Annotated in this window: 22 protein-coding genes and 1 pseudogene; 5 read left to right on the top strand and 18 right to left on the bottom strand. The window is 43.3% G+C overall.

Going from position 1 to position 23,992, the window contains the following annotated elements; genetic code table 11:
- Positions 1-20 precede the first annotated feature (20 nt).
- The 5 genes from IGI89_RS10535 to IGI89_RS10515 form a co-directional block, all read right to left on the bottom strand.
- Entirely contained in the window at positions 21-791 is a 771-nt protein-coding gene (locus tag IGI89_RS10535; RefSeq protein WP_016613561.1) for a C39 family peptidase, read from the bottom strand.
- A gap of 138 nt (positions 792-929) precedes the next feature.
- Positions 930-1,541, bottom strand: a complete 612-nt coding sequence (locus tag IGI89_RS10530; protein ID WP_005225537.1) for a hypothetical protein — start codon at positions 1,539-1,541, stop codon at positions 930-932.
- Positions 1,542-1,659: 118 nt separating this feature from the next.
- Positions 1,660-2,547 carry a 16S rRNA (adenine(1518)-N(6)/adenine(1519)-N(6))-dimethyltransferase RsmA gene (rsmA, locus tag IGI89_RS10525; RefSeq protein ID WP_438735635.1) on the bottom strand — a complete coding sequence of 296 codons (888 nt, stop codon included), beginning with the start codon at positions 2,545-2,547 and terminating at the stop codon, positions 1,660-1,662.
- The gene (rnmV, locus tag IGI89_RS10520; protein ID WP_118214878.1) at positions 2,544-3,116 is read right to left on the bottom strand and encodes a ribonuclease M5; all 573 of its coding nucleotides are present in this window, start codon (positions 3,114-3,116) and stop codon (positions 2,544-2,546) included. The genes rsmA and rnmV overlap by 4 nt, the downstream gene beginning before the upstream one ends.
- Positions 3,109-3,879, bottom strand: a complete 771-nt coding sequence (locus IGI89_RS10515) for a TatD family hydrolase (RefSeq protein WP_005225534.1) — start codon at positions 3,877-3,879, stop codon at positions 3,109-3,111. Before IGI89_RS10515 ends, rnmV begins: the two co-directional genes overlap by 8 nt.
- A gap of 185 nt (positions 3,880-4,064) precedes the next feature.
- On the opposite strand from IGI89_RS10515, the gene IGI89_RS10510 reads away from it, so the two are divergent.
- The 3 genes from IGI89_RS10510 to IGI89_RS10500 all read left to right on the top strand — a co-directional run bounded on the left by IGI89_RS10510 (position 4,065) and on the right by IGI89_RS10500 (position 6,123).
- Positions 4,065-4,781, top strand: coding sequence for a hypothetical protein (locus tag IGI89_RS10510; protein WP_438735634.1), 717 nt, complete (start codon positions 4,065-4,067; stop codon positions 4,779-4,781).
- Positions 4,782-4,954: 173 nt separating this feature from the next.
- Positions 4,955-5,815: a metallophosphoesterase gene (locus tag IGI89_RS10505; protein WP_005234806.1), complete on the top strand. Its 861-nt coding sequence runs from the start codon at positions 4,955-4,957 to the stop codon at positions 5,813-5,815.
- Between the two features lie 134 nt (positions 5,816-5,949).
- Positions 5,950-6,123, top strand: coding sequence for a hypothetical protein (locus IGI89_RS10500; RefSeq protein WP_005234804.1), 174 nt, complete (start codon positions 5,950-5,952; stop codon positions 6,121-6,123).
- Between the two features lie 27 nt (positions 6,124-6,150).
- Here the strand turns inward: IGI89_RS10500 and IGI89_RS10495 are convergent, their stop codons facing one another.
- The 3 genes and pseudogenes from IGI89_RS10495 to IGI89_RS10485 all read right to left on the bottom strand — a co-directional run bounded on the left by IGI89_RS10495 (position 6,151) and on the right by IGI89_RS10485 (position 8,632).
- Entirely contained in the window at positions 6,151-7,026 is an 876-nt protein-coding gene (locus IGI89_RS10495) for a metal ABC transporter solute-binding protein, Zn/Mn family (protein ID WP_050790983.1), read from the bottom strand.
- Positions 7,027-7,155: 129 nt separating this feature from the next.
- Positions 7,156-7,908, bottom strand: a pseudogene (locus tag IGI89_RS10490) (iron chelate uptake ABC transporter family permease subunit); the annotation flags it as partial.
- 1 nt (position 7,909) lies between these two features.
- A complete protein-coding gene (locus IGI89_RS10485; RefSeq protein ID WP_438735633.1) occupies positions 7,910-8,632 on the bottom strand; it encodes a metal ABC transporter ATP-binding protein in 723 nt (240 codons plus the stop codon).
- Between the two features lie 572 nt (positions 8,633-9,204).
- Here IGI89_RS10485 and IGI89_RS10480 point away from each other — a divergent pair.
- The gene (locus IGI89_RS10480; protein WP_008378933.1) at positions 9,205-10,719 is read left to right on the top strand and encodes a flavocytochrome c; all 1,515 of its coding nucleotides are present in this window, start codon (positions 9,205-9,207) and stop codon (positions 10,717-10,719) included.
- Positions 10,720-10,810: 91 nt separating this feature from the next.
- On the opposite strand, the gene IGI89_RS10475 is transcribed toward IGI89_RS10480, so the two are convergent.
- The 4 genes from IGI89_RS10475 to IGI89_RS10460 all read right to left on the bottom strand — a co-directional run bounded on the left by IGI89_RS10475 (position 10,811) and on the right by IGI89_RS10460 (position 16,379).
- Positions 10,811-12,868, bottom strand: a complete 2,058-nt coding sequence (locus IGI89_RS10475; protein ID WP_438735632.1) for a beta-galactosidase — start codon at positions 12,866-12,868, stop codon at positions 10,811-10,813.
- A gap of 9 nt (positions 12,869-12,877) precedes the next feature.
- Positions 12,878-13,732 (bottom strand): sugar ABC transporter permease, encoded by an 855-nt coding sequence (locus IGI89_RS10470; RefSeq protein WP_008378938.1) that lies wholly within the window; start codon positions 13,730-13,732, stop codon positions 12,878-12,880.
- Between the two features lies 1 nt (position 13,733).
- Positions 13,734-14,969: a carbohydrate ABC transporter permease gene (locus IGI89_RS10465; protein ID WP_438735852.1), complete on the bottom strand. Its 1,236-nt coding sequence runs from the start codon at positions 14,967-14,969 to the stop codon at positions 13,734-13,736.
- 138 nt (positions 14,970-15,107) lie between these two features.
- A complete protein-coding gene (locus IGI89_RS10460) occupies positions 15,108-16,379 on the bottom strand; it encodes an extracellular solute-binding protein (RefSeq protein ID WP_438735631.1) in 1,272 nt (423 codons plus the stop codon).
- A 254-nt stretch (positions 16,380-16,633) separates the two neighbouring features.
- Between IGI89_RS10460 and IGI89_RS10455 the strand changes: the two genes are divergently transcribed.
- Positions 16,634-17,632, top strand: coding sequence for a LacI family DNA-binding transcriptional regulator (locus IGI89_RS10455; RefSeq protein ID WP_438735630.1), 999 nt, complete (start codon positions 16,634-16,636; stop codon positions 17,630-17,632).
- A gap of 82 nt (positions 17,633-17,714) precedes the next feature.
- Here the strand turns inward: IGI89_RS10455 and IGI89_RS10450 are convergent, their stop codons facing one another.
- From IGI89_RS10450 to IGI89_RS10425, 6 genes are all read right to left on the bottom strand, one after another.
- On the bottom strand, positions 17,715-18,236 hold the full coding sequence (locus tag IGI89_RS10450) for a GNAT family N-acetyltransferase (RefSeq protein WP_244732175.1): 522 nt from the start codon (positions 18,234-18,236) through the stop codon (positions 17,715-17,717).
- Positions 18,237-18,253: 17 nt separating this feature from the next.
- On the bottom strand, positions 18,254-19,015 hold the full coding sequence (locus tag IGI89_RS10445; protein WP_438735629.1) for a YibE/F family protein: 762 nt from the start codon (positions 19,013-19,015) through the stop codon (positions 18,254-18,256).
- Positions 19,012-20,043 carry a YibE/F family protein gene (locus IGI89_RS10440; RefSeq protein ID WP_438735628.1) on the bottom strand — a complete coding sequence of 344 codons (1,032 nt, stop codon included), beginning with the start codon at positions 20,041-20,043 and terminating at the stop codon, positions 19,012-19,014. The genes IGI89_RS10445 and IGI89_RS10440 overlap by 4 nt, the downstream gene beginning before the upstream one ends.
- 168 nt (positions 20,044-20,211) lie before the next feature.
- Positions 20,212-21,171, bottom strand: a complete 960-nt coding sequence (locus IGI89_RS10435) for a D-2-hydroxyacid dehydrogenase (RefSeq protein WP_086316390.1) — start codon at positions 21,169-21,171, stop codon at positions 20,212-20,214.
- Positions 21,168-22,499: an APC family permease gene (locus IGI89_RS10430; RefSeq protein WP_086332566.1), complete on the bottom strand. Its 1,332-nt coding sequence runs from the start codon at positions 22,497-22,499 to the stop codon at positions 21,168-21,170. Before IGI89_RS10430 ends, IGI89_RS10435 begins: the two co-directional genes overlap by 4 nt.
- Positions 22,500-22,622: 123 nt before the next feature.
- The gene (locus IGI89_RS10425) at positions 22,623-23,843 is read right to left on the bottom strand and encodes an MFS transporter (RefSeq protein WP_042890478.1); all 1,221 of its coding nucleotides are present in this window, start codon (positions 23,841-23,843) and stop codon (positions 22,623-22,625) included.
- Between the last annotated feature and the right edge of the window lie 149 nt (positions 23,844-23,992).

Here is a 23,992-nt window from a genome sequence, read left to right as displayed (position 1 = left end):
CGGCAAGTTGAGACTTTTTCTTAGATTTCTTCTAAATATAAGTATTGCTGACCCATTTTTTCATAGATCGCTGCTAAGTCTTCTTTGCTGACTTCGCGATCCTTATGCCCATAAGGGTCGTTGACATACATCGTATCACCATCGATGCCAGTGATCACTACCGAATGGATCAATGCAGTCACAAGGATTTCGCCATTTTGGGTATTCCATTGAAAGAAATCAGCATCGGTAGGTACTTGTAATTCTAACGTCGCGATCATCCAAACTGGTTTCCCAGATTGCAGGACTTTGACGATCTCATCAAAACTTTTGTCTCGTCCACTAACGACTTCATATTGCTCTTTTACAATACTTTCGGCGACATCAGTGATCGGTTCTACGTCAACACCCATCGCGCTATCGCCGCCATAGATGTTTCCAACAAAGCCTTCTCGCGGATCTCCATGGTGATTATAATCCTCATAAAGTGGGACATACACTAATTCTTCTGCCAATTGATTTTTATTGGTATCAAATCCGTAAAAATTCAAGAGCATCGATAAAGCCGTTACTTCACAACCATTTCCTAACGTAACTTCATCGAATTGATTTTCTAACGGAACGTCCAATTGAATAACGTCACTGTATTCAGGCTCTGGTGTTTGTTCTTCATCCGAAAGTGCTAGTGTCAATTCATCCTCTATCTTTTCAAAGGGGGACTGCCCATTCTTACTGTCATAAAAAATCAGCAGAAAGAAGAGCATCAAGACGAACATACCTAAAAGTAACCGTTTTAACTTTTTCTTCTTCATCTACTTCCTCCTCTTGTATATTATAACTTATTTCTGTTTATTATTTCACTATAATAAACTTTTTAGGAAGGAGTATTTTCTTAATCTAAACACAAAAAAATAGACCCGTTTAGGCAGCGGGTCTATTCAAACTGGCGCTTATGCCGCTTTCTTCTGTTTCTGGATAAAGCGTCCTTTTGCTTTTGAAAACGAACGAATATCAAATTGTTTGCTTAAGGCACCTGCAACAAAATAAGCCAAATTGAAATCGATCAAGCTATGGATCAACCCGCCGATCCCCATCAAAACGAACAAGAAATAGTAGAAATTACCATCGAATGCGGTCCCTGGTACATTTCCTGTGAAGTAAAAGGCGGCAACGACTGCCATTTCAACGGCAGAATGGATCAGTCCGATAATCAAGTTAAAGCTCTGAAATTTGATATTCAATAAAGAGGGTTTGCCATTTTTTAGTAAAATATCTGGGTGCTTCTGTAAATAAAAGGCACCGATGACGGCAAAAACAACATGGGACAATGCCCGTAAAGCAATGATGGGTGGCAGTGTTAAGAAAAAGCCAAAGGTCGTTCCTAAAGCTACCGCGATCGCCATCGCAGGTGAAAAGAACATCGCCACAAAGACGGGCACATGGCTAGCTAAGGTAAAAGATGCTGGTCCGATGACGATTTTGGGCATTACCATGGGAATGACGATCCCCATGCCGATCAACAATGCAGCGATCGTTAAATGGCGGATGGAATGATTTTTCATTTATACTCTCTCCTTCAATGTGTCATGACAGTTCTGTCTTGCTTATTCTACTGGTATTTCCACAAGGTGTCAAGACACAAAAAAACGAATGTTTATTCAACATCCGTTTTTATTGAAGTTATCCTTTACGCGCTTGCATTTCATTGCTTAATTTGGCAAATTCCGCTAACGACAGCGTTTCTCCACGTCGTTTCGGATCGATCCCACTTGCTTCTAAGCTGTCTGCCAACCACTGTTTGGTTGTTTCATCTTTTCCATAGCTATTTTGCAAATTGTTCCAAAGGGTTTTACGACGCAGCTGAAAGGCTGCTTTCGTTAATTTGAAAAACTCTTTTTCATCGGTGACTGCGACTGCTGGTTGTGATCGACGCGTCAATTTCAAAATAGCCGAATCAACATTCGGTTGGGGCACAAAAACGGTTTTCGGGACGATGAATGCCAGTTTTGCTTCCATGTAGTATTGCACAGCGATCGACAACGAGCCATAGGCTTTAGTCCCGGGAACTGCTGAGATTCGATCTGCCACTTCTTTTTGCATCATCACGACCATTTCATCTACTTTTACCTGAGACTCTAAAAAGTGCATCATAATTGGCGTAGTGATGTAGTAAGGCAAATTTGCGACAACTTTTAATGAAGCAGCCGTATCGCTGAATGCTGACTGAATGGTCGTTGCCAGATCTGCTTGCAAGACATCTTGATGAATGATTTTCACATTTTGATATGGCTGCATTGTGTCGGCTAACACTGGGATCAACCGATCATCAATTTCAAACGCCAACACTTGCTTGGCATGTTTTGCCAACTGTTCGGTCAGCGCACCGATTCCAGGACCAACCTCAATGACGTTTGTCGTCTCGTCGATGCCTGCAGTTTTTACGATTTTCCGTAAAATATTCGGTTCTGTTAAGAAGTTTTGCCCTAAACTTTTTTTAAAGGTAAAGCCATGTTTCGCTAAAATCTCTTTGGTTCTTGAGGGGGTTGCTATATCCCGTTCTTCCTTCACAATTCTTCCTCCACTATTTTCATTGCTTCTGCCAACTCTGCATCGGTGATACGAAACATTGCCAGCCGCTTCTCTAATTGTTTGCCGTTCGTATAGCCGATGCGTAAAAGATCCCCCAACCGCTCTCGTTTCTCTTTCGCTCCAGCCCCTGCGATCAAGCCATACGCTAACAACTGTTGCCGATCAATGGTCCCCTCACTGACTTCATTTGAAGCAATCGGGGTTACGACTTTTCGCAAGGCTTCTTTCAACGCTTCATGGCTGGCGTGTTCCACGCCTAAACTGCCCTTGCTTTTCGGTGCTGCCTGACTGCGCGGTAAAAAGGCATGCTTGGCATCAGGAACGACTTCCATAATGATTTTGCGAATCTTTTCTCCCGAAAAATCGGGATCGGTAAACACGATGACCCCTCGTGTCTCTTGGGCGTGCTCGATTTGATCAAGGATCGTGTCATCGATCGCCGAACCGATCGTCTCGATGGTATCTACATCGAACACTTCTTGCAATCGGCGGGTGTCGTCTTTGCCTTCGACGACAATGATTTCTTCGATTTTCGGTTTATTAGTCATTGATCCTAAACAAGCGATGGGCATTTTTTGTCGTGTAGGCCGCAACATCAGCTACCGCTTCTTGCCGCAGCTCCGCGATTTTATCTACTACATAATGAGTATAGCCCGGTTCATTGCGCTTGCCGCGATAAGGAACAGGGGCTAAATACGGCGCGTCAGTCTCAACGAGTAGCCGATCTTGTGGCACGACTTGCGCAGCTTCTTGTACCTCCGTCGCCTTTTTGAAGGTCACGACACCACTAAAGGAAATGTACATTCCTAGGTCCAAGAACTTTTTCGCCCATTCACCGTCCCCGCTAAAGCTGTGCATGATGCCGCCGATCGTTTGGACTTTTTCATCCTTTAAGATCGCATAGGTATCTTCTAAGGCTTCACGGGTATGAATACTGATAGGCAGCTGATGTTCACGGGCGATCGCCATTTGCCGACGAAAGACCTTTTCTTGAACTTCCTTCGGATCTTCCATCCAGTGATAGTCTAAACCGATTTCACCTAGGGCAACGACTTTTGGTTGTTCCAAGCGCTCTTGCAAATAGGTTTCCACTTGTGGGGTATAAGAACCAGCTTCGGTTGGATGCCAACCGATAATACTGTAAATGCCAGGATATTCTTTGCTTAATGCTAACGATTTTTCAATCGTTGGCTGATCGAAACCGACGACCGCCATCTCCGTTACTCCTAGTTCTTGCGCACGGGCGACCGTTTCGGGAATGTCTTCGTTAAACTGTTCTGCATTCAAATGTGTATGAGAATCAAAAATCATGAAATCTCCTCCTTATTCCTTCTATACTCTAGCATATTTTGACGGTTTAAGAAACGAATCCTCTTCGCTTTTTTCATCAGTTTAAGAAAACTTTCAGCAAGCAAAAAAAATCCGCCCAAAGTTGGAGGACGCCGAAGCTGATTTTCTCTATACTGAAGGTAACGAAATTGTATGGAGGTGGAAATATGGAACGATCAAAAATTGATCCCGGCCGCTTTTTTTCTGGCCAAAAAGCAGCAACGAAAGGCACGTTAAAACATCAATATCATTACTATCGGCAGCAAAATGCCCATCAAGCATTCAACAGCGATTTTCAGCGAAATTTCCAGCATGATTTCCCGAATTTTGCTACCTGGCTAAAATTGCAGCAACAGACACCACAAAAGAATCAAACAACGACTTTTTCTCACTGGTTATTGGTTGGTTTCTTCGGACTTTTGACAGCAGCAAACTTTACGCAACAGCTCTTATTCCTACTTTTTATCTTTGTCTTAGCCGCTCTCGTCAAAGGACCTGGCATGATCGTATGGGGCATCGTTTATTCCTTCTTAGTTAGTCTGTTTCCTCCATTGGGTATCGTTCTTTCTGGCTTGTTTTTCTTACTGACCTTGCGTCAATTAACCAAAAATGTCACTTTCGTTTTTACTGCATTGTACTTTTACGGCTATCCGTTTGTCATCACAGCCCTCCAGCACTTCACGAATTGGGACCCGCAATGGCTGTGGGTCGGTAGTATCGGTTTTGCCTTGATCAGTGGCCATTTTGTCTTACAGCAAAACTATCCCTTTGCTTCAAGTAAAAGTCTCGCATGGGCGATCATCTCTGTCCCTTATGATTGTGTCATGGCTTTGATCCCTGTCAAACACAAGGCACGCTTCAAACGATTGGTGAAAATCAAATAATTGCGATCTAGGATACAAAAGATAGGCTGTTGCAGCTTCTTTTGTATCTTTTTTAATGGAAAAATCAAGCGAAATACGATGGATATTTTTTGTTATTTTTGCTTCCGTATGATTGCTTTTTTTGTAAGAATCTACTATGCTAGAAACTAGCAAATCAAAAAAGGAGCCACGCCATGTACACCCTCATTCTTATTGCATTCCTCCTTACGGGCTTGCTAGTTTACTCCTTTATTATTGAACCGCATCTTCTCAAACAACGGCATTATCTCATAAAAAAAGACAAGCGCACCGTCTTAGATATTTCAAAAGCTTATGACCTTTACCAAGCAGAAAGCAATATCGTGATTGCCCATATCAGTGATCTCCATTTTTCTCGTTGGTTTAAACCAAGACGAATGAATCGCATCATTCGATCAACGATCCAAAACAAGCCGGATCTGATCATCATCACGGGGGATCTGATCGATAATTATAAAAAATGGCCGCATCGTTCAACCAAGCGACTGATCGAAAAGCTGAAAAAATTGCAAGCGCCTCTGGGTAAGATCGCAGTTATGGGGAACCATGACCATTTGAATGACGGTCATTACTTTGTTAAGGAAATATACCAGCATGCAGGGTTTACCTTACTTGATAATGAGTCGGTTTTTGGTTCTGATGACAAGACGTCGATGAATATTGTCGGTATCGATATAGAAAGTCCGAAAGTCAGTTTTACCTATGAAGCAACCTTAGCAGAATGGCAGCTGCTTTTGCTCCATGAACCCGATTATGTTTCTCGGATCACCAATCTGCCAAACTACGACTTGATTCTTTCTGGCCATAGCCATGGCGGGCAGATTCGCTTGCCTTTTTATTATGCGAAAACAAAGGGCGCGTTGAAATATACCGATGGGCTCTACCTTTTAGGAAATGAGACCTTATTGAGTGTTTCCAGTGGGGTCGGTATGACCAAGATTCCCGCCCGACTCGGCGTCCCGCCAGAGATCCTTTATTACCATTTAGAACCGCAACAGCAATTGAACGTTTCTTAACTGTTCATCGTTGTAATTGGGAAAAAATCAGCAAATCGTTTCAGCAAACGTTCGATTCGCTGATTTTCTTTTTGCCCCTATCGTGTTAAAATATACCAAATAAATACTTTTAAACAATTAGGAAGAACCAAAAAATGGTCATCTCAGGAACACTCTGGTTTTTGATCGCCTTCTTTGCTTATACAGCCTATGTTTACGGTCAGGGGTTGTACTTTCCTGTCATCGCATTTCTTGCTGCCTTGATGGGCTGCGGATTTTATCTCTTTGCTTTTCTCCAGCACAAAAATACGACGAAAAAACATCCTTAGCCAGAACGAGCTAAGGATGTTTTTGTATTATTGATTCAAGCCTTGATAAATCGTCTCGAGATTCCACTTCATCATGTTATAGTAGCTGTCGCCTTCTTCTCCCGGTTCTGCAATCGAATCGGTAAAGACGGTTCCGAAAATCGGAATGCCCGCATCACGAGAAACACTTTGCATTGGACGAGTATTGACGCTGCTTTCGACAAACAAGGAAGCGACGGCTGAGTTTTGCAGCTGATCCACTAAGTTTTTGATTTGCGCAGGGGTACCTTCTTCTTCGGTATTGATTTCCCAAATATAGGCAGACGGTACACCATAGGCTTTAGAGAAGTATTTGAAGGCTCCCTCACTGGTGACGATCAATTTCTTCTCTTCAGGAATCGATTGGAAGTTTTCCTTCGCTTGCTGATCCAGTTCTTCTAATGAAGCCAAGTAGCGTTCAAGGTTTTCTTCATAGAAAGAGCGATTGTCAGGGTCCTTTTCACTCAGGCGTTGAGCGATGTTACGGGCATAGATCATGCCGTTTTCTAGATTTAACCATGCATGAGGATCGGCTTTGCTGTGGTCTTCATCATCAGATAAATAAAGCACATCCACGCCATCACTGACGGCAAAGTAATCTTCATTTTCTACCTTATTGGCATTGTTCATCAATTTGGTAAACCAGCCATTGCCGCCAGTTTCTAGATTCAAGCCGTTATAAAGGATAAGATCAGCATCGGTCGCTTTTCGAACATCTTCCACTAAAGGTTCATATTCATGGGGATCACGCCCCACTGGTACGATACTGTGAAGATCGATTCGATCACCGGCAATGTTTTCCGTAATATCAGCAATGATCGAATTGGTCGCTACTACTGAAAGTTTCCCTTCTGTTTGGTCCATCTGTCCGTTTTGCTGTGCCAAAAAGAAGCCACCGGCTACAGCTGCCGTTGCTAAAACCGCTGTCGCTGACCAGCGCTTGACTGGACTGGTCTTTTGTTTTGGTGAGAACAAGAAACCGATCACGAAAAAGGCTCCTGCGGTCAAAACGATACTTGATCCTGCGGCAATATTAAAGCTGTACCCGATAAACAAGCCGATAAATGAGGCGAGACCACCTAAAACCCCTGCGATGATCATCATATGCTTCAATTGTTTTGTATATAAATAAGCCGTTGCTGCTGGAGTGACTAATAAAGCCACGATCAAGATCGTTCCGACGCTTTGCATCGCTGTCACTGAAACCAAAGTTAATAAGAACATCAATAAGTAGTGATAGGCTTGCACTTTCATCCCAAAAGCCTTTGCCATCATCGGATCAAAAGACGTGATCAACAGTGGACGGAAGAAAAGGATGATCACTGCCAGCACAAGGATAGCGATAGCGATCGTCAGCCATTTGTCGCTATCTTGTACCGCTAGCACATTCCCAAACAAAATGTGAAACAAATCAGTCGAACTGTTTGCTACCCCAATCAAGATAACCCCTAAAGCTAGAAACGAACTAAAGGTGATACCGATCGCCGTATCACTTTTGATCAGGCTGTTATTGGCGATATAGGTAATAATCATGGAAGCCAAGATCCCAAAGAAGATCGCCCCGACAAAAAAATGAACGCCGAAGATATAAGACAAGGCTACCCCTGGTAAGACCGCATGAGAGATTGCATCCCCCATCAAGGACATCCCTCGTAAGATAATAAAACAACCGATCACCCCTGCGACGATTCCGATCGCGACTGCCGTGATCAAGGCATTTTGCAAGAAATGATAGTTACTTAAACTGGTAAAAAAGCTTGTCAACATGTTAAACGCCTCCTTTCACGATGATCGCATCGCCAAATGTTTGCTTCAAATTGCTTTCGGTAAAGACTTCACTGACTGGTCCCGCAGCGATCAGGATTTGATTGAGCAAAACCAAGTAATCAAAGTATTCGGTGATTTTCCCCAGATCATGGTGAACGATAAAAATCGTCTTGCCAGCATCTCGCAAGTTACGTAACAGCCCGACGATGATCGCTTCACTGGTGGCATCGATCCCTACAAAGGGCTCATCGAGGAAAATATAGTTGGCATCTTGCACCAACGTTCGAGCAATCAAGACCCGCTGAAACTGCCCACCGGACAATTCCCCAATCTGACGCTCCGCAAAGGATTCCATTTCTACTGCTGCCAGAGCGGCTGTCACTTTCTGCCAATCGTTGGCCGACATTCTTTGGAACATGCGCATCTTAGGATACAAGCCTAAAGATACGACTTCTTTGACTGTGATCGGAAACGTGTAATCAACCGCGGTCTTTTGTTCGACATAGGCAATTTCCTTTTGAAAGTCTTTTAACGCTTTTTTGTTGACACTCATGTTCCCACTGGAAGGGATCAACTTCAACGCCGCTTTGATCAGCGTTGACTTCCCTGCCCCATTTGGTCCGATGATCCCTACGATCGCTGGTTTCTCTACTTGAAACGACAAATCCGAGATCACTTGATGATTGCCATCATAGGCTGCGGATATTTCTGAAAAAGTAATCATTATTTTCACTCCATTTCCATAGTTAAGGATAGTTTATTTATTTTTTAGGTAGACCTAACTTATTTTTATTATACAAGAAAGGATTGGTTTTGCAAGACAGTTCTCTTGATTTTTTTAAGAAACACCGCAATTTCTTGGCAATGGTTCTTGAAACCCAAGATTCTATCTCTATTTATTGAATAAAAATTGGCGACCACAAATACTGATTTCACTAATTTCTTTCTATCTTTTGATCGCAAAGCGGTTGATTTATTTTCAATAAAAGAGATCGTTCCTCGGCACCTCAGTGACGTACTTTTTTTCAATAACAGAAAAGAGACCAATCAAATCTCATTTCACACTCCCTTCATGATTAATACCAAACAAATCATAGAATCAGTAATTCTTCTATTTCCACAAATTCACGAATCTACTCTTTTTTATGATGACCAAGAAACCCTTTCACCTCGACTAAAACGCTTTATAAATTAAACTTTTCTAATTATTATGTGATTTTTCGAACAAAACCTAAAAATAACATGACAACTATGTTAGTCTTTGATTTGGAAAAAGTTTTAGGAGGAATAAAAACAATGAAGAAAATTTTCCAAACACTATTAGTCCTAACCTCGTTAGCAACTTTGAGTGCTTGTGGCGCTGATTCACAAACAAGCAGCAGCACAAGTACTGGTTCATCTGCTAATGAAGAAACAGATGCAACTTCAGCTGCATCTGGTCAAGAATACACAGACCCTAGCGAACTTGCAGACAGCTACGATGTCGTGATTGTCGGTGCGGGTGGCGCTGGAATGGCCGCTGCGATCCAAGCAAAGGAAGCTGGCGCAAACCCAGTTATTTTAGAAAAAATGCCAATTTCTGGTGGGAATACATTGAAATCTTCTGCAGGAATGAACGCTTCAGAAACCAAATTCCAAGAAGCAGAAGGCATTGAAGATTCAAACGATCTATTCTATGAAGAAACATTAGCTGGCGGTCACAACACCAATGATGAAGAATTGTTGCGCTACTTTGTGGATCATTCAGCAGAAGCGATCGATTGGTTAGATTCCATGGGTATCACTTTAGACAACTTAACAACGACTGGCGGGATGAGTGAAAAAAGAACGCACCGTCCATCTGATGGTTCCGCGGTTGGGGAATACTTAGTTGATGGCTTGATGCGCAACATCCATGAATTGGAAATCCCAATTTTTGTAAATGCCGATGTCAAAGAAATCAATGAAGAAGATGGTCAAGTCAACGGGGTGACCGTTGAAGTAGAAGGAAACGAACAAACCATTGATGCCAAAGCAGTTGTCGTTACAACAGGCGGTTTCGGTGCCAATTTCGACATGATCACCGAGTACAAACCAGAATTGGCAGACTACGTGACAACGAACCAAGAGGGTTCGACTGGTGATGGAATCAAAATGATCGAAGCGTTAGGCGGACAAACGGTTGATTTAGAGCAAATCCAAATCCACCCAACAGTGGATCAGTCTAAATCACTGTTGATCACTGAAGCTGTCCGTGGAGAAGGCGCGATCTTGGTCAATCAAGAAGGCGAACGGTTCTTCAATGAAATGGAAACACGAGACAAAGTCTCTGAAGCGATTATTGCCCTACCTGAAAAATCGGCAACGTTAGTTTTTGATGCAGGTGTCAAAGAACGCGTAACAGCCATTGATTTTTACGAGCAACAAGGGTTAGTCAAATCCGCTGACACGATCGAAGAATTGGCAAAAGAATTGGACATGCCAGAAGCAGCGCTTGCTGAAACGATCGCTACCTGGAACAGCAGTGTGGCTGCTGGTGAAGACGAAGCCTTTGGACGCAGCACAGCAATGGACAACGATTTGTCAACAGGACCTTACTATGCCATCGCCATTGCTCCTGGTATCCACCACACGATGGGCGGCGTGAAGATCAACACCAACACAGAAGTGATCGCTACGGATAACGAGATCATTCCAGGTCTCTTTGCAGCCGGAGAAGTAACTGGTGGGTTGCATGGTGAAAACCGAATTGGCGGAAATGCAGTTGCCGATATCATCATCTTCGGACGCCAAGCAGGAACAAAAGCTGCCGAATTTGCGCAAGAAAATTAAACCATTCTCTATAAAAAAGAAGTACTAACGCTTTTCATCAGCGTTAGTACTTCTTTATTCTCATATAATTGACACAATAGTTTTATTGATCTTATGCTGTCACTTTGATGATCTGCACCTCATAAGGCGCCAACTGAAGAAGTTGGTTTGTCGTTTTTCCTGTAAGCAAGTCGATTCCTGAAGTTGCTACCTCTACTTCTTGATTTTCTTCGGAAAAATTCATCACAAAATAATAGGTAGTCGGAGCGAGCTGCTCTTGCTGACTTTCTCTACTTTGAATCGACACGTTCGTTGAACCTTGGCGGACCCACTCATTTTGTAAGCGAAGCTGTTGTGTTACTTCTTGATAGAAGTCTTCCAAAAAGGCTTGATCCGTCCGTCCCCCAAGATAGTAGGCACTTCCTTCACCATAATCATTTACGGTCACTGCAGCTTGACCTTGATAAAAATCTGCACCGTACACCCCTAACGTTTGGGCGGTGTTTGTTTGGACAATACTACAATAATCATGAATTTGGTACTGCTGTTCCTTCATTAAAAGCAGATTTTTTTGCTTCGGATATAACGTATCGATTTCTTTCACAGACACACCAAACAGTTCTTCTAACTCTTGGGGCCATCCTCCTAAATAGGTCAAGTCCGTTTCATTCACGATCCCCGTCAAATAAGTGGAGACCAGTGTCCCGCCATTTTTCGTATACTGTTGAAATTTTTTCATAGTTTCTTTTGATAAGAGGTAAAGCATCGGAGCGATGATCAATTGATAAGCATCAAAGTCATGATCTTTCGTGATGACATCAACCGCGATGTCATGATCCCAAAAATAGCGGTAATGCTCTTGCAACGTTTGTGGGTAGCGTTTGCTCTCTAAACCAAAACCTTGCGCATCATTGAGCGCCCAATTGTTATCCCAATCATAGATGATCGCCACTTTGGCTTTTTTGTGCAATCCTTTGATTTCTTTGATTTCTTCTAAGGCTTTCCCCACTTCTGCTACATCTTGAAAAACACGATTTTGCTCGTCGTTGTCATGGTCCACGACGGCCCCATGGAACTTCTCAGATGAGCCTCGAGATTTTCGCCATTGAAAATAAAGATTACTATCTGAACCGTGAGCAATAAATTGCATAGAAGACAACAGATGCATCCCGGGGCGTTTCGTGCGGTTGACTGGATGCCAATTCACACCACTAGGGGTTGATTCCATGATCAAAAATGGTTGCTTTTTCAAGCTACGATATTGATCATTGATAAACCCAACCTTACTTGCCAAATCGGCTGTCGTTCCCCAATCATTATGCCAAGCAGGATAACAGTCCCAACTAATGACATCCACATGCTGGGCAAATTTTCCATAATCAAGACTATAAAAGGGAATCAAATCACGGGTATCTGCCATGAAATTCGTTGTGATCGGCACATCTGGAGACAAACGACGAATGTCTTTGATCTCATGTTCATAGAAATCAATAGTCTGATCGGTTACAAAACGATGCCAGTCTAGATTTAGTCCATGAACTTGCATTTCGCCGATCGGTGAAGGAGATTCGATTTGCGACCAATCGGTGATCGTATGGCTCCAGAACGGTCCCCACCAGGCCTCATTCAAGGCTGCTAGCGTTTGATACTTCTGCTTGACCCACTGACGAAAGTTTTCTTGGCAAATAGGACAATGACAATCTCCAGAATACTCATTGGAAATATGCCACATCAATAGTGCTGGGTGATCGTGGTAGCGTTCAGCTAATTTCCGATTGATGATCGCCACTTTCTCACGATAGATTGGCGAAGAAAAACAGTGATTGTGTCGCCCACCGTGTAACATTTTTTCCCGTTTTTCATTGGTCCGGAGAACTTCAGGGTATGCTTTAGACAACCAGGCAGGACGCGCACCGCTTGGCGTCGCTAAAATGACGTTACTGTTTCGTTCGGCGAGCTGATCCATGATTTTGTCTAACCATTCAAATTGAAACACCCCTTCTGCTGGCTCTAAGGCACTCCAAGCAAAAATACCAAGGGAAAATGTATTAGCATGAGCTTTTTCCATTAGTTCTAAATCTTTGGCTAAGATCTCGGGATAATTTAGCCACTGGTCAGGATTATAATCCCCACCATGTAAAAAGCGTTCTTCTAAGTTATATCTTGTCATCTTCTCTTCCTATCCTTTTGTGCCGCCAGCGGTCAAACCGGTGACAAAATGTTTTTGTAATGCAATAAAGACGAGCGCGATCGGAATACTGATCAAAATGGCCCCTGCCGCAAAAGTCGTATAGCTGGCACCCATTTTATCCGTGACTAATTTGTATAACCCGATGGGTAATGTATAGTACTCAGGATTACGTAAAATCACTGAAGACAGGGCAAAGTCTCCCAGTGGTCCGGTGAAACCATTCATGGCAACCACTGCCAGCATTGGTCGAGATAATGGAATCAAAATTTGCCAGAATATTCGCGTATTGCTTGCACCATCTATCTTGGCACTCTCGTCTAAATCTAACGGAATCGAGTCAAAATATCCTTTCAATAAGTACGTGTTCATGGGAATCTGACCCCCAACGTAAATCAAGATCAGCAACCAATGACTATTGATCAAGCCGAGCATTTGCGCCAGTACAAAAATTGCGATCAAGGCAGAGAACTGCGGGATCATTTGTAGTAGTAAGAACAGCATCAATCCATTTTTACGGCCTGTAAAACGAAACCGTGAAAAGGAATAAGCCGTCATGGAGACAAAGATCAGTGACAGGAACATAGTGCATACACTGATTTTCAATGAATTCAAATACCATTGACTATAATATAGCGAGTTGTCACCAGCAAACAATTTCGTGTAGTGACTTAATGTCGGACTCGTCGGAATCAGACTCGTACTTATTAAACTGTTCCCAGGATTAAAACTAGCACCGATCGTCCATAGTAAAGGGTAGACGATCACCACTACCGTAAAAATCAGTACAAGATATGTCAAGGATAGGCGGACAAATTTTTGTTTTTTCATACTTGCTGCCTTCATGTTATCCAACCTCCTTGAATGAATTTGTTCGGCGGAATTGCCATAAAGCAATCGCGATCACGACGATCGATAAGAGAATCGTCAATGCTGCTGCTAGTGCATATTGACTATTTTGCATCGTGAGCTTATAGATCCATGAAACCAAAATATCGGTACCACCAGCGGTCGAACCAGGAACTGCCGGTCCGCCAGAATTAAACAGATAAATGATATTGAAATTGTTGAAGTTAAACGTATATTGCGTAATCAAAATTGGTGCCATTGCATAAAGCAGTAATGGCAATGTGATTCGTCGGAATTTTTGCATAGCTGAAGCACCATCGATGGTCGCCGCCTCATACAAATCATCAGGAATGGATTGCAGCGTCCCTGTAGTCACGATAAAAATATACGGAAAGCCTAGCCAGCCTTGAATCAGTAACAAAGCTAAACGGGTCCAATTCGCACTCGTTAGCCAAGGAATCGGTGAAATCTGGAAGAAATTCAAAATCGTATTATTGATCGCACCAAAGGAATCATTGAACATTCCTGAAAATACCAAGATCGTAACAAATCCCGGAACTGCCCATGGGAGGATCAAAATCGTTCGAAAGAACTTTTTGAATCGTAGTTCTTTTTGATGCACCAGCACCGCTAAAAATATTCCGATAGAAACTTGTAACGTTGAGGCGATCAAGGTCCAGATAACTGTCCAGCCTAGAACATTGAAGAAGGTACTACGCCAAATATCGACAGTAAAAATCTTCTTAAAGGTCTCTAATCCCACCCAATCTGCTAAATTGGCAGGTGCAGAATGATAGAGATCATAGTTCGTAAAAGCTAACGCGATACTAAAGAGAATCGGAAAAATAACAGAAAACACGAGTAAGAAAAATGCTGGGCTACTCATTAAATAAGGATAGCCTTCTCTTAATAGTGCCTGGTAGCTTTCACGGATAGAGTTGACTGGTAGCTCATTGTCTCTTAATTCGCCGTTTTTATAGGCATCACGGATGTTTAAATAATAGAACAACAGACCAAGACCGATGACGATCAAGGCAACTAATCCTTCTGCTAATAAAAAGATGGAATTGTCTCTCGGCACTTCCACGCCTAATGTCACGATGCCCCAAAGTCCCATATTAAATAAATCTTTAAAGACGACAAGATACATAGCAAAAAAGAAGAAAAATAAAGCGCCTTTGATTTTTTGCCGATTATAAAATTGACCGAATCCTGGTATTATCGAGAATAGCATTGCTCGTTTTGCATACGACTGCGTGTTTTTCACATTTTCGCCCCCTGTAAGAAAAAGCCGCTGACAAACGTTTCGTTCGGCATTACTTGATTCCTTGTGCTGAATCACCATCCGAAACGTTTGTCCTCGTAACGACTTTTAGTTTTGAATTGCTGCAATGGCTGATTTGATCTGATCGACTGCCTGTGGTAGAGCTGTTTTCGGTTCAGCCTTTCCAGTAGCAATGGTTTGCAATGCGGCATCCATTGGTTCCCATACTGAATTCATTTCAGTGATCCCTGGTGTTAGTTCTGCGTGTTGGGACTGAGCGGCGATGGCTGCAGCACTTTCACTTTCTTGAACTGATGGATCATCTGCCAAAGAAGCAACCGCTGGTACTTCTTGTGTTTTTTCATAACGGACTTTTGAATTCTCCTCATTGCTGATAAATTTCACGAACGCTTCAGCTAATTCAGGGTTTTGGGAATAACTGCTTACGTTGTAGCTTTTGACACCGATAAAGGAGCCCATATGTTCACCATTGCCTAATAATGGCAATTCTTTCACACCATAGTCGATGCCCGCTTCTTTATAAGGAGACAAGTTCCATGGACCAGAGACGACAGCTGCAGCTTTTCCTTCCGTAAATAAAGAGTCCAACACATTGATTCCTTGTTCACCGACCAATCCGGATGGAAAAACACCGGCATCATAAAACTGTTGGATATAGTCTGCCCCTTCGATCGCGCCTTCATTAGCTAATCCAATATCTTCAGGGTCATAGGATCCATCGGCTTTCTCGCCAAAAACATAACCACCATAACCGCTCAATACACCTTGTGCGTAATAAATTTGATCCCACAATGCCAGTAACCCATAACTGTCAGCACCTAAAACAGACTCGGAATACTCCAGCCACTCATCCGTTGTTTGTGGCAAGTCTTCTTCAGAAATTAGTTCTTTGTTATAATACAAAATTTGTGTTTCAACCGCTTTCGGTAAACCATAGACTTTGCCGTCAACGATTTGCGATTGCATTGCTGATTCCGTATACAGATCTTGTAGCGTTTGATCGACTGTTAATTCTTTCAACAACCCTTCGGTAACTGCTGTACCGATTTGATCACCAGGAATTGTGATGACATCCGCACCTGTACCAGCGGGTCCATCCAATCGTAAATCTTCAATCTGTCCACCATAGGCTTTTTCGACCACTTTGATCGTCACATCGTGTTCTTCTTCAAATTGTTTGACTGCCTCTTCAATCCCAGCTGATTTTGCTTGGTCTTCCCAGACCAATAGATCATAGTCATTATCGCTGCCACTATTTGCTGCAGTACTATCTGTCCCTTCACTTTGTGGACCGCAAGCACCTAATCCTAAAGCTGCTACACTTAAAAAAAGAACTCGAGACATTTTTTTCATCATCATTTCTCCACCTTTTCTTTATTTTGCAAACGCTATCTTCTCATTTATAATAAATTATTTTACTTAATATGTAAATAGTTTTACTAAATTAATTTCTTAAATGGAGTAAATAAACGGATAAAATCAAGGTTTATCACACAAATTTTTTTTCGAAATACCTCTATGTTACTAACTTCCACTATTCAGTAAATATATTTAGTAAATTCATTTACTTGGTAAAGTTGTTAGCGTATACTAGAAGAAAGAGGTGAAGAAGATTGGTTACAATAAAAAAAATTGCCGAGCAATCAGGCTTTTCACAAGCGACTGTTTCCCGATTATTGAAAGGCGACGAAACGTTGTCGATCGCAGCCGATACGCGTCAAAAAATTATTCATACCGCTTTATCACTAGGTTATGATCGCTCAAAAATAAAAACAACACTAGAAAAAATCGCCGTCCTTTTCTGGCTGACAGAACAAGAAGAGCTTCAAGATGTCTATTTTCGACAATTGCGAATCTCTTTAGAAAAATATGCGAAAATCAACAATTTGGAAATTCAACTGATCACCCATGAAGATGATGTTTTAGAAACATTGCAAGAGGTCGCGGGGTTTATTGGGATTGGCTCTTTCACTGAGAAAGAAACGCAGCAGTTCAAATCCGTTTGCCCCTATGGTGTCCTTTTGGAAATCAACCCCTGTCCAGAGCTGTTCGATACGGTCAAACCCGATACTGATCGAATGACGCAACTGGCGATCGATCTGTTTTTAACAAAAGGATACCGAAAGATCGGCTTTATTGGTGGCGCTTATCTAAATCCTGATACTCAACGTGCAGAAATGGATAGTCGCGAGATCATCTTCCGTCAAACGCTGGCTCGTCGAGATGCGTTCGATGAGGCGTTCCTGTTTACTGGTGGCAATTTTTCCGTTGAAACCGGCTATCGTTTGGCGAAAAAAATGGTGGAATCCCTTGGTGACAATTTGCCAGAGGCGCTCTTTGTGGCTTCTGACACCGTCGCAGTTGGTGTGCTCCAAGCGTTAAATGAACGATCTATCATCATTCCTGATCGCTTGGAATTAATCAGTATCAATGACAATGAGATCGCAAAATTTGTGGCTCCCCCACTAACAACGTTTAACATCGATGTGGAGGAAATCGCCAAAACCGCGATCGATTTATTGGTGGATCAGATCGTTCATCCTCGAACAATCACCAAAACAGTCCTTTTAGGGGCTGAACTCATCGAACGAAAAAGCTTTACGCAAGCATAAAAAACGCCCCTAGAAAGTTAGAAAAAGCTAACTTCCTAGGGGCATTTCATTGTCTAAATCGAAAAAAGCATTCTTTCGTTTTTCACATCTCTTTCGCCACAGCATACACAAGATGCGGCATGTCCACTTGTCGATAGTGTTTAACAAAGCGATCCACCAGCTTCATTCCATTGCGCAATGCCACATTTATGGAGGCTTGATTTTTCTCACGAATGATCGAATAAACAATGGCGGCATTCAGCGTTGCAAACGCATAGTCTTTACAGGCCTGGGCGGCTTCTGTGGCAAACCCATGATGCCAGAAGTTCTTTTGAAACAAGTACCCAATTTCTAAAACGGCTTCTCCCTTGACGTCTTGCCATGTCAACCCGCATTGACCGATCGCTTGCCCGGATGCTTTCTCAATCACTAGCCACAAGCCAATGTGATCGTTTTGATAGTGTTGCAGCTGTTTGTCGATCCAACCAGTGACTTCTTGCTCACTGAAGGGTCCTTCATAGGCAATCATAACTTCTGGATCTTGCAAAATCTTTTCAATCGCTGGTCGATCGTCATGACTCATTTCTCGCAGCACTAATCGCTTAGTTTCAATTAGTGGTTCCATGGTGGTTGCGCTCCTTCCTATTCCATTCGGTTTCTTTTCAAAAAATACCAACTTGCTGCCCATGCGGTGATGGGTAAAATAATCACCGCTGCCAGCCCCGTGATCAAACAAACGATCAATTCTGAGACGAACGCCTTTGAATTGATCATTTCACCAAAGGAGATCGACAAATCTTGAAACCACGCAATCAACGCCAGATTACTTCCCATAAAGGCAAACAATAAGGTATTGATCGTCGAAGACAATACGTCTGATACCACGGTCATACTACTTTTACTTAATGCCTTGATTGAGACTTGCGAGTTTGCTTGAAAAAGTTCATAGGTCGCAGTGCTGATCGCCATACTCCCATCTGCCACCGCCCCCGAAAAACTCATCAAAATGATCGCAGTCATCAATGTCTTAAAATCGATGGCTACATCAAAGGAATACATCGCCAACTCATCGAGTTCCTCTGCCGAAAACCCATGAAGATTCATTGCAGAGAGCACAAGAGGAAATAATAGTAGAAAAAGCCCTAGAAAGACCAACACACAGACAAAGGCAATTTTGGTTTTCTGATTGACGCCGTTCACGAAAAACAAGGTGATCGCCGCCACGGCTAAAAAGGCAACACAAGCCGCTGGTAAAATCGGTGCCCCTCGGTCAATCAGGACCAGTAGCGCTAGAAAGACGGCCACATTCATAAACAGACCTGTGACTTGAAACAGCCCTTCGATCCGAAAAACAGCGAAAGTCAGCAAGAGAAAAAGCAAGATCAACACAAACAAAACATTCATCCTGCTTTCCTCCTTTGTAGTTCAAAGCAAAGAAGCGTCAACGGTACCGATAAAACCAGCGCAAAGCCGCCGCATACTGTACGCACTATTTCTAAAGAAAGATGCATCGGCAATGCTTGCGACAGCAGCCAGCCATTGGCTAGGTAAAACAATAGCGCTGGCATACTCCCACTTAAATAGGCAAACAACAAGACATTGATCATCGAAGAAGTCGTATCTTGCGCGATGGACCGACCGATCGCTAATCGTTCCTTGCGGCTCGTCTGGGGATTGATGCGTTGGATCTCATCTAAACTGGCAATCAGCATGACGATATTGTCCATGCTGGCACCGATTGCGCCAATCAGCAGACTTCCTAGATAGACACTGCGATACGGACGGGTCAGAAACGACATTTCCTCATAGCGCAACCCATGATCTTGCAAAAGATCCATGGCGAATCGACAGAGAAAAAACGCCAAGAGAACGCTGGCTAAGGAGGCAATGATTTTGCGGCTGTCGATCGTGCGAAAGCCATAAGAAATCCCCATCGTCATAACCAACGAGACGATCGTAAAAACGATCATCAAAAAGACCAATGAAAAGGAGCTGTTGCCTTTGTGAAACCAAAGAAAAAGGAGCAGCAAGCCAGTATTCACAAAGATACTAAGCAAAGCCCGTAAGCCTTTTTTGCCACCAATTGCGACTACTGCCATCAGGAATAAGGCAAGGAAGAAAAAGAGATACCCATCCCGTTTTTGTGCTTGTACCTGCCAGCCATCCCCTTCTTTTTGCAAAAGCAGCTGTTGTCCAGTCTGATACAACGGATGAATCGCACCATTCGGCGTGTATTCTGTAGTGGCTGTCCGTAGTACCCCAGCTTCTTCTCCGTTGCGAAGGATCCCTTGGATCTGCTGCTGGTCGGCTGTAACTTGAACCGTTTGTACTTCTATAATCGGCTGTGCATAAAAGCGGCTACTTTGGGTTTGGATCAGCCAGCTAAAGACAACCAAGCTGATAAAGACCGCTAGATAATAATACTTTTTCAAGACCGTCTCCTTTCTTTTTCAGCAAAAAAAGACTTAGACAAACCACCAGTCCTACGACCGACCACCTTGTGAGGCTAGATGACTGGTCGAAATGGTTACTGTGTTGGCGAGACTAACTGCTTTACTAGTCGCCTGCTTTGTCAAAGTCCTTTTACTTGCTCGTTTTGCTTACACGACATTTTGCGCTGTACCTGCTTTAAAGCCGCTTAAATTCGCCACAGCGATCCCCATCAAACGACGTCGGGTTTCGACTGGCGCCCAAGCGATATGCGGCGTCAAATAGCAATTTGGTGCTTGCAACAAGGGATTGTCCGCTGCAATCGGTTCTTTCGAGACGACATCTGCCGCCAAGGCTGCGATCTGCCCGGTTTTCAGCGCTTCAGCAACTGCCGCTTCATCGATCAAGCCGCCACGGGCGGTATTGATCAGGATCGCAGAAGATTTCATTTGTGCCAATGCTGTGCGATCGATCATTTTTTCTGTCTCAGGAAACTGTGGAACATGAAGGCTAATGATATCTGCTTCTTGATACAGTTCCGCCAGCGAAACTTGTTTTGCCCAATCCGCTTGTGCTGGTTTTGGTCGATGATTAAAGTAGATTACTTTCAATTGAAACGCATGTGCGATCGTGGCAACTGCTTGAGCGATCGCACCATATCCAATCAGCCCAATCGTTTTGCCTGCCAATTCCATCAACGGTGTCTGCCAATAAGAAAAATCTTTGCTAGTTTGCCAGTCTCCCTGATGCACGGAACGATTATGGTGTCCCACTTGATTCGTCACTTCCAGCAGCAAAGCAAAGGTCGCTTGTGCCACTGCATTGGTACTGTAGCTAGGAATATTGGTCACGGTGATTCCTTGTTCTTTCGCTGCTGCCAAATCAACGACATTGTATCCAGTTGCTAATACCCCAATGTAGGTCAATTGCGGACATGCTTTGAGCACATCAGCGGTGATCGGCGTTTTATTTGTCAAAATCGCTTCGGCATCACCGATTCGCTCAATAATTTCTTGTTTATCTGTATATGAGGTACGATCATACACCGTCACCTCTCCTAATTCTTCAAACCCTTGCCAAGCCAAATCCCCTGGATTCAACGCATAGCCATCAAGTACAACGATCTTCATTCTTTCGCCCCTCTCGCTTTTCCTTTTGCTTTTCCATAAAAAACGGGAATTCCTAGTAACGTCACGCCGATTCCCACGACTGCTAACCACGTGTCAGTGATCAAGGTCATGATCAAGATAAAACAGCCGCCTAAAATCGCAATCAAGGGAATGATTGGATAGAAAGGAACTTTATACGGACGCTTCATCTGCGGTTCTGTTTTTCGCAAACGAAAAACTCCTACAAACAATAATACACTAAAGAACCACATAACAAAAACCAGCATATCGGTCAAGAGATCAAAGGTGCCTAAAAGCATCATGACACACGCGATCCCTAATTGTAAAAAGGCCGCCGCATAGGGTGCATTAGTGGTTTTACTTAAGGTCGCAAAGGTCTTGCTGAAAGGAATCTCATCTTCCAACGCCATCGCATATGGGACCCGCAAGCCAGTCATTGTATAGCCGTTCAATGCGCCATACACAGAGATCAAGATACCGATCGTGACCAATTTTCCGCCAAAACTGCCGAACAAGGCCATCGCAGTTTCTGAGGCACTGTTCAAATTACCAGCGATTTGATCGATCGGCAATGTTTTTAAAAAGGCAACATTGATCAACACATACACCAAGGTAACAAAACTCAACCCAAAGATGATGGCTTTTGGCAAATCTTTTTCGGGTCGCTTCATTTCTCCAGCGACATTGCCGACCCCCATCCAGCCATCATAAGCAAAAAGGGTTGCTAAGAGGGCACTACTGATACCAGCTGCAAGGGATCCTTGAGTATTGGAAGAAAAATCCACCAATGAGACCGATACTTGCCCTGGTGTCATCAGGCCAGCCACGATAATCACCGCAATCGGAATCAGCTTGACTGCTAAGGTGACGGACTGGACTTGAGCTGCAGCTTTTGTTCCCAAAAGATTGATCAAGGTCACACTCGTTCCGGTCAAAATCGATAAAGGAAGCAAATAATTGCTAGGTAGATGAAATAAGTTCAAACATTGTGTTGCGAAAATAATACTTAAAGCCGCCACGTTCGCTGGAAAGTAAATGATACTTTGTGCCCAGCCTAATAAAAAGGAGGGTAATTTCCCATAAATTCTTTCGATATATCGAATAGGTCCGCCGGTCTCAGGAATCGCCGTCGCTAACTCTGCCACGGTCAAGCCGCCGCAAATCGTTAGAAAGCCGGCAAGCAGCCAAACCAACAAGGTCAATCCAGTCGATTGGGTCTGCTGGACCACAGCCGCTGCTTTGAAAAACACGCCGGCGCCAATCACCGTTCCCATTACTGTCGATAATGCCCCAAAAAAACTGATTTCTTTTTTCAATTGACTTTTCACAACATCACTTCCTTTTTAAATGAATAAGTCAAAGTATAGCGGATAGAAACTATCTTGACTAGAGGAATTTCAGAAAACAAAAAGCAAATACCATGAAAAGACGGCATTTGCTCCAAAATTTTTTTATTCTTTTGTGGATTCTTGAAAAACCAGCAACGGAAGCTGTCGTTTTTTGTGCATTTGTTGAACCAAATAAATTCCTGCCAGCAAGATGATCGGGAAAATGATCGCACCTAAAATCCCAACCTGCAGCTGTTGTCCCGTCCATTCGACGATGCTACCGACGACAGCGGGTCCGATTGAACATCCTAGATCTCCCGCTAATGCCAAATAAGCAAATAGCGCCGTCCCGCCGTTGCGAATGTATTGCGCAGAAAGACTAAAGACCCCCGGCCACATGATCCCTACGGCAAAACCGCTTAAGCCGCAGCCAAGGAACCCGATCAATGGCAATGAAGCAAAGCCGATCATCATATACGCCAGTAGGCAAAGCAAAACACTCAAAAACATAAAGCGTTTCAAATCGATTCGTTCTCCAAATTTGCCGTAAAGCAAGCGGGAGATCCCCATCATCAAGGCAAAAACCATCGGTCCTGCCAAATCGCCTAGTGTCTTACTAACACCTAAGCCCTGTTCAGCAAAGGTCGATGCCCATTGGCTGACTGCTTGTTCGCTGGCTCCAGCACAGACCATCATCACCAGAAACAGCCAAAAGCTTTTCAAGGAAAAGAGCTGCCGAGTGGTCAACCCTCGTTCTCCTTCGGCAACGATTGGCGCCAACGGGACTTTGGTAAAGAAAAACAAATTGACCAACGGGATCAGCGCCCAGACGATCGCTAAAATCGGCCACTGTTGAATACCGAACACCATGAAGAACGCCGTTGAGAACAAAACGACCCCCACGTACCCCCAGCAATAAAACGAGTGCAGCATGCTCATCGTTTTTTCCTTATGTTCCGTTGGACAGGCTTCAACGATGGGACTGACTAAAACTTCCAGCAAGCCACCGCCAATGGCATACAACAAAACCGCTGCTAATAATCCACTAAACGGGGTCGGAAACCATAAGGGAAAAATGGCTAAACCAATCAAGCCGATCGCTGCAAAAAAATGCGCCGCTACGATCGAAATACGATAGCCGATACGGTCTACAAAAAAGATTGCTGCAAAATCGACGGCTAACTGAGTCAAAAAGTTAAAACTGACCAACAAAGTTATCTGGCTGATTGGTAGCTGGTATTGGCTTTGAAAGGTCAAAAATAATAAGGGGGCAAAATTATTGATCACGGCTTGAACGATGTACCCTACAAAGCAAGCCGCAATCGTCGAACGATAACTTTTCATTTTCACTTCTCCTTTGCTCGTCTTATCAGTATACCAAGTCCAATCAGTCGGGAACCATGGAGAAAACACTTTTTTTACCCAGAGAATCTTAAGGAAATCAGGATTCCTCTTTCTTCAGATGATTTCCTTAAATAGAAGCAGCAAAAAAG

Origin of the sequence: Enterococcus sp. AZ141 (genome assembly GCF_051714385.1) — a bacterium.
Lineage (GTDB): Bacteria > Bacillota > Bacilli > Lactobacillales > Enterococcaceae > Enterococcus_D > Enterococcus_D entomosocium.
The sequence above is the reverse complement of the archived record's forward strand: the minus strand, read 5'-3'. Positions and strand labels throughout refer to the sequence as shown.

Excerpts from the sequence above, each read along its gene's own strand:
- IGI89_RS10535 (WP_016613561.1), bottom strand. The coding sequence starts at position 791 with ATGAAGAAGAAAAAGTTAAAACGGTTACTTTTAGGTATGTTCGTCTTG.
- IGI89_RS10530 (WP_005225537.1), bottom strand. The coding sequence starts at position 1,541 with ATGAAAAATCATTCCATCCGCCATTTAACGATCGCTGCATTGTTGATC.
- rnmV (WP_118214878.1), bottom strand. The coding sequence starts at position 3,116 with ATGACTAATAAACCGAAAATCGAAGAAATCATTGTCGTCGAAGGCAAA.
- IGI89_RS10515 (WP_005225534.1), bottom strand. The coding sequence starts at position 3,879 with ATGATTTTTGATTCTCATACACATTTGAATGCAGAACAGTTTAACGAA.
- IGI89_RS10510 (WP_438735634.1), top strand. The coding sequence starts at position 4,065 with ATGGAACGATCAAAAATTGATCCCGGCCGCTTTTTTTCTGGCCAAAAA.
- IGI89_RS10505 (WP_005234806.1), top strand. The coding sequence starts at position 4,955 with ATGTACACCCTCATTCTTATTGCATTCCTCCTTACGGGCTTGCTAGTT.
- IGI89_RS10500 (WP_005234804.1), top strand. The coding sequence starts at position 5,950 with ATGGTCATCTCAGGAACACTCTGGTTTTTGATCGCCTTCTTTGCTTAT.
- IGI89_RS10485 (WP_438735633.1), bottom strand. The coding sequence starts at position 8,632 with ATGATTACTTTTTCAGAAATATCCGCAGCCTATGATGGCAATCATCAA.
- IGI89_RS10480 (WP_008378933.1), top strand. The coding sequence starts at position 9,205 with ATGAAGAAAATTTTCCAAACACTATTAGTCCTAACCTCGTTAGCAACT.
- IGI89_RS10475 (WP_438735632.1), bottom strand. The coding sequence starts at position 12,868 with ATGACAAGATATAACTTAGAAGAACGCTTTTTACATGGTGGGGATTAT.
- IGI89_RS10470 (WP_008378938.1), bottom strand. The coding sequence starts at position 13,732 with ATGAAGGCAGCAAGTATGAAAAAACAAAAATTTGTCCGCCTATCCTTG.
- IGI89_RS10465 (WP_438735852.1), bottom strand. The coding sequence starts at position 14,969 with ATGCTATTCTCGATAATACCAGGATTCGGTCAATTTTATAATCGGCAA.
- IGI89_RS10460 (WP_438735631.1), bottom strand. The coding sequence starts at position 16,379 with ATGATGATGAAAAAAATGTCTCGAGTTCTTTTTTTAAGTGTAGCAGCT.
- IGI89_RS10450 (WP_244732175.1), bottom strand. The coding sequence starts at position 18,236 with ATGGAACCACTAATTGAAACTAAGCGATTAGTGCTGCGAGAAATGAGT.
- IGI89_RS10445 (WP_438735629.1), bottom strand. The coding sequence starts at position 19,015 with ATGAATGTTTTGTTTGTGTTGATCTTGCTTTTTCTCTTGCTGACTTTC.
- IGI89_RS10435 (WP_086316390.1), bottom strand. The coding sequence starts at position 21,171 with ATGAAGATCGTTGTACTTGATGGCTATGCGTTGAATCCAGGGGATTTG.
- IGI89_RS10425 (WP_042890478.1), bottom strand. The coding sequence starts at position 23,843 with ATGAAAAGTTATCGTTCGACGATTGCGGCTTGCTTTGTAGGGTACATC.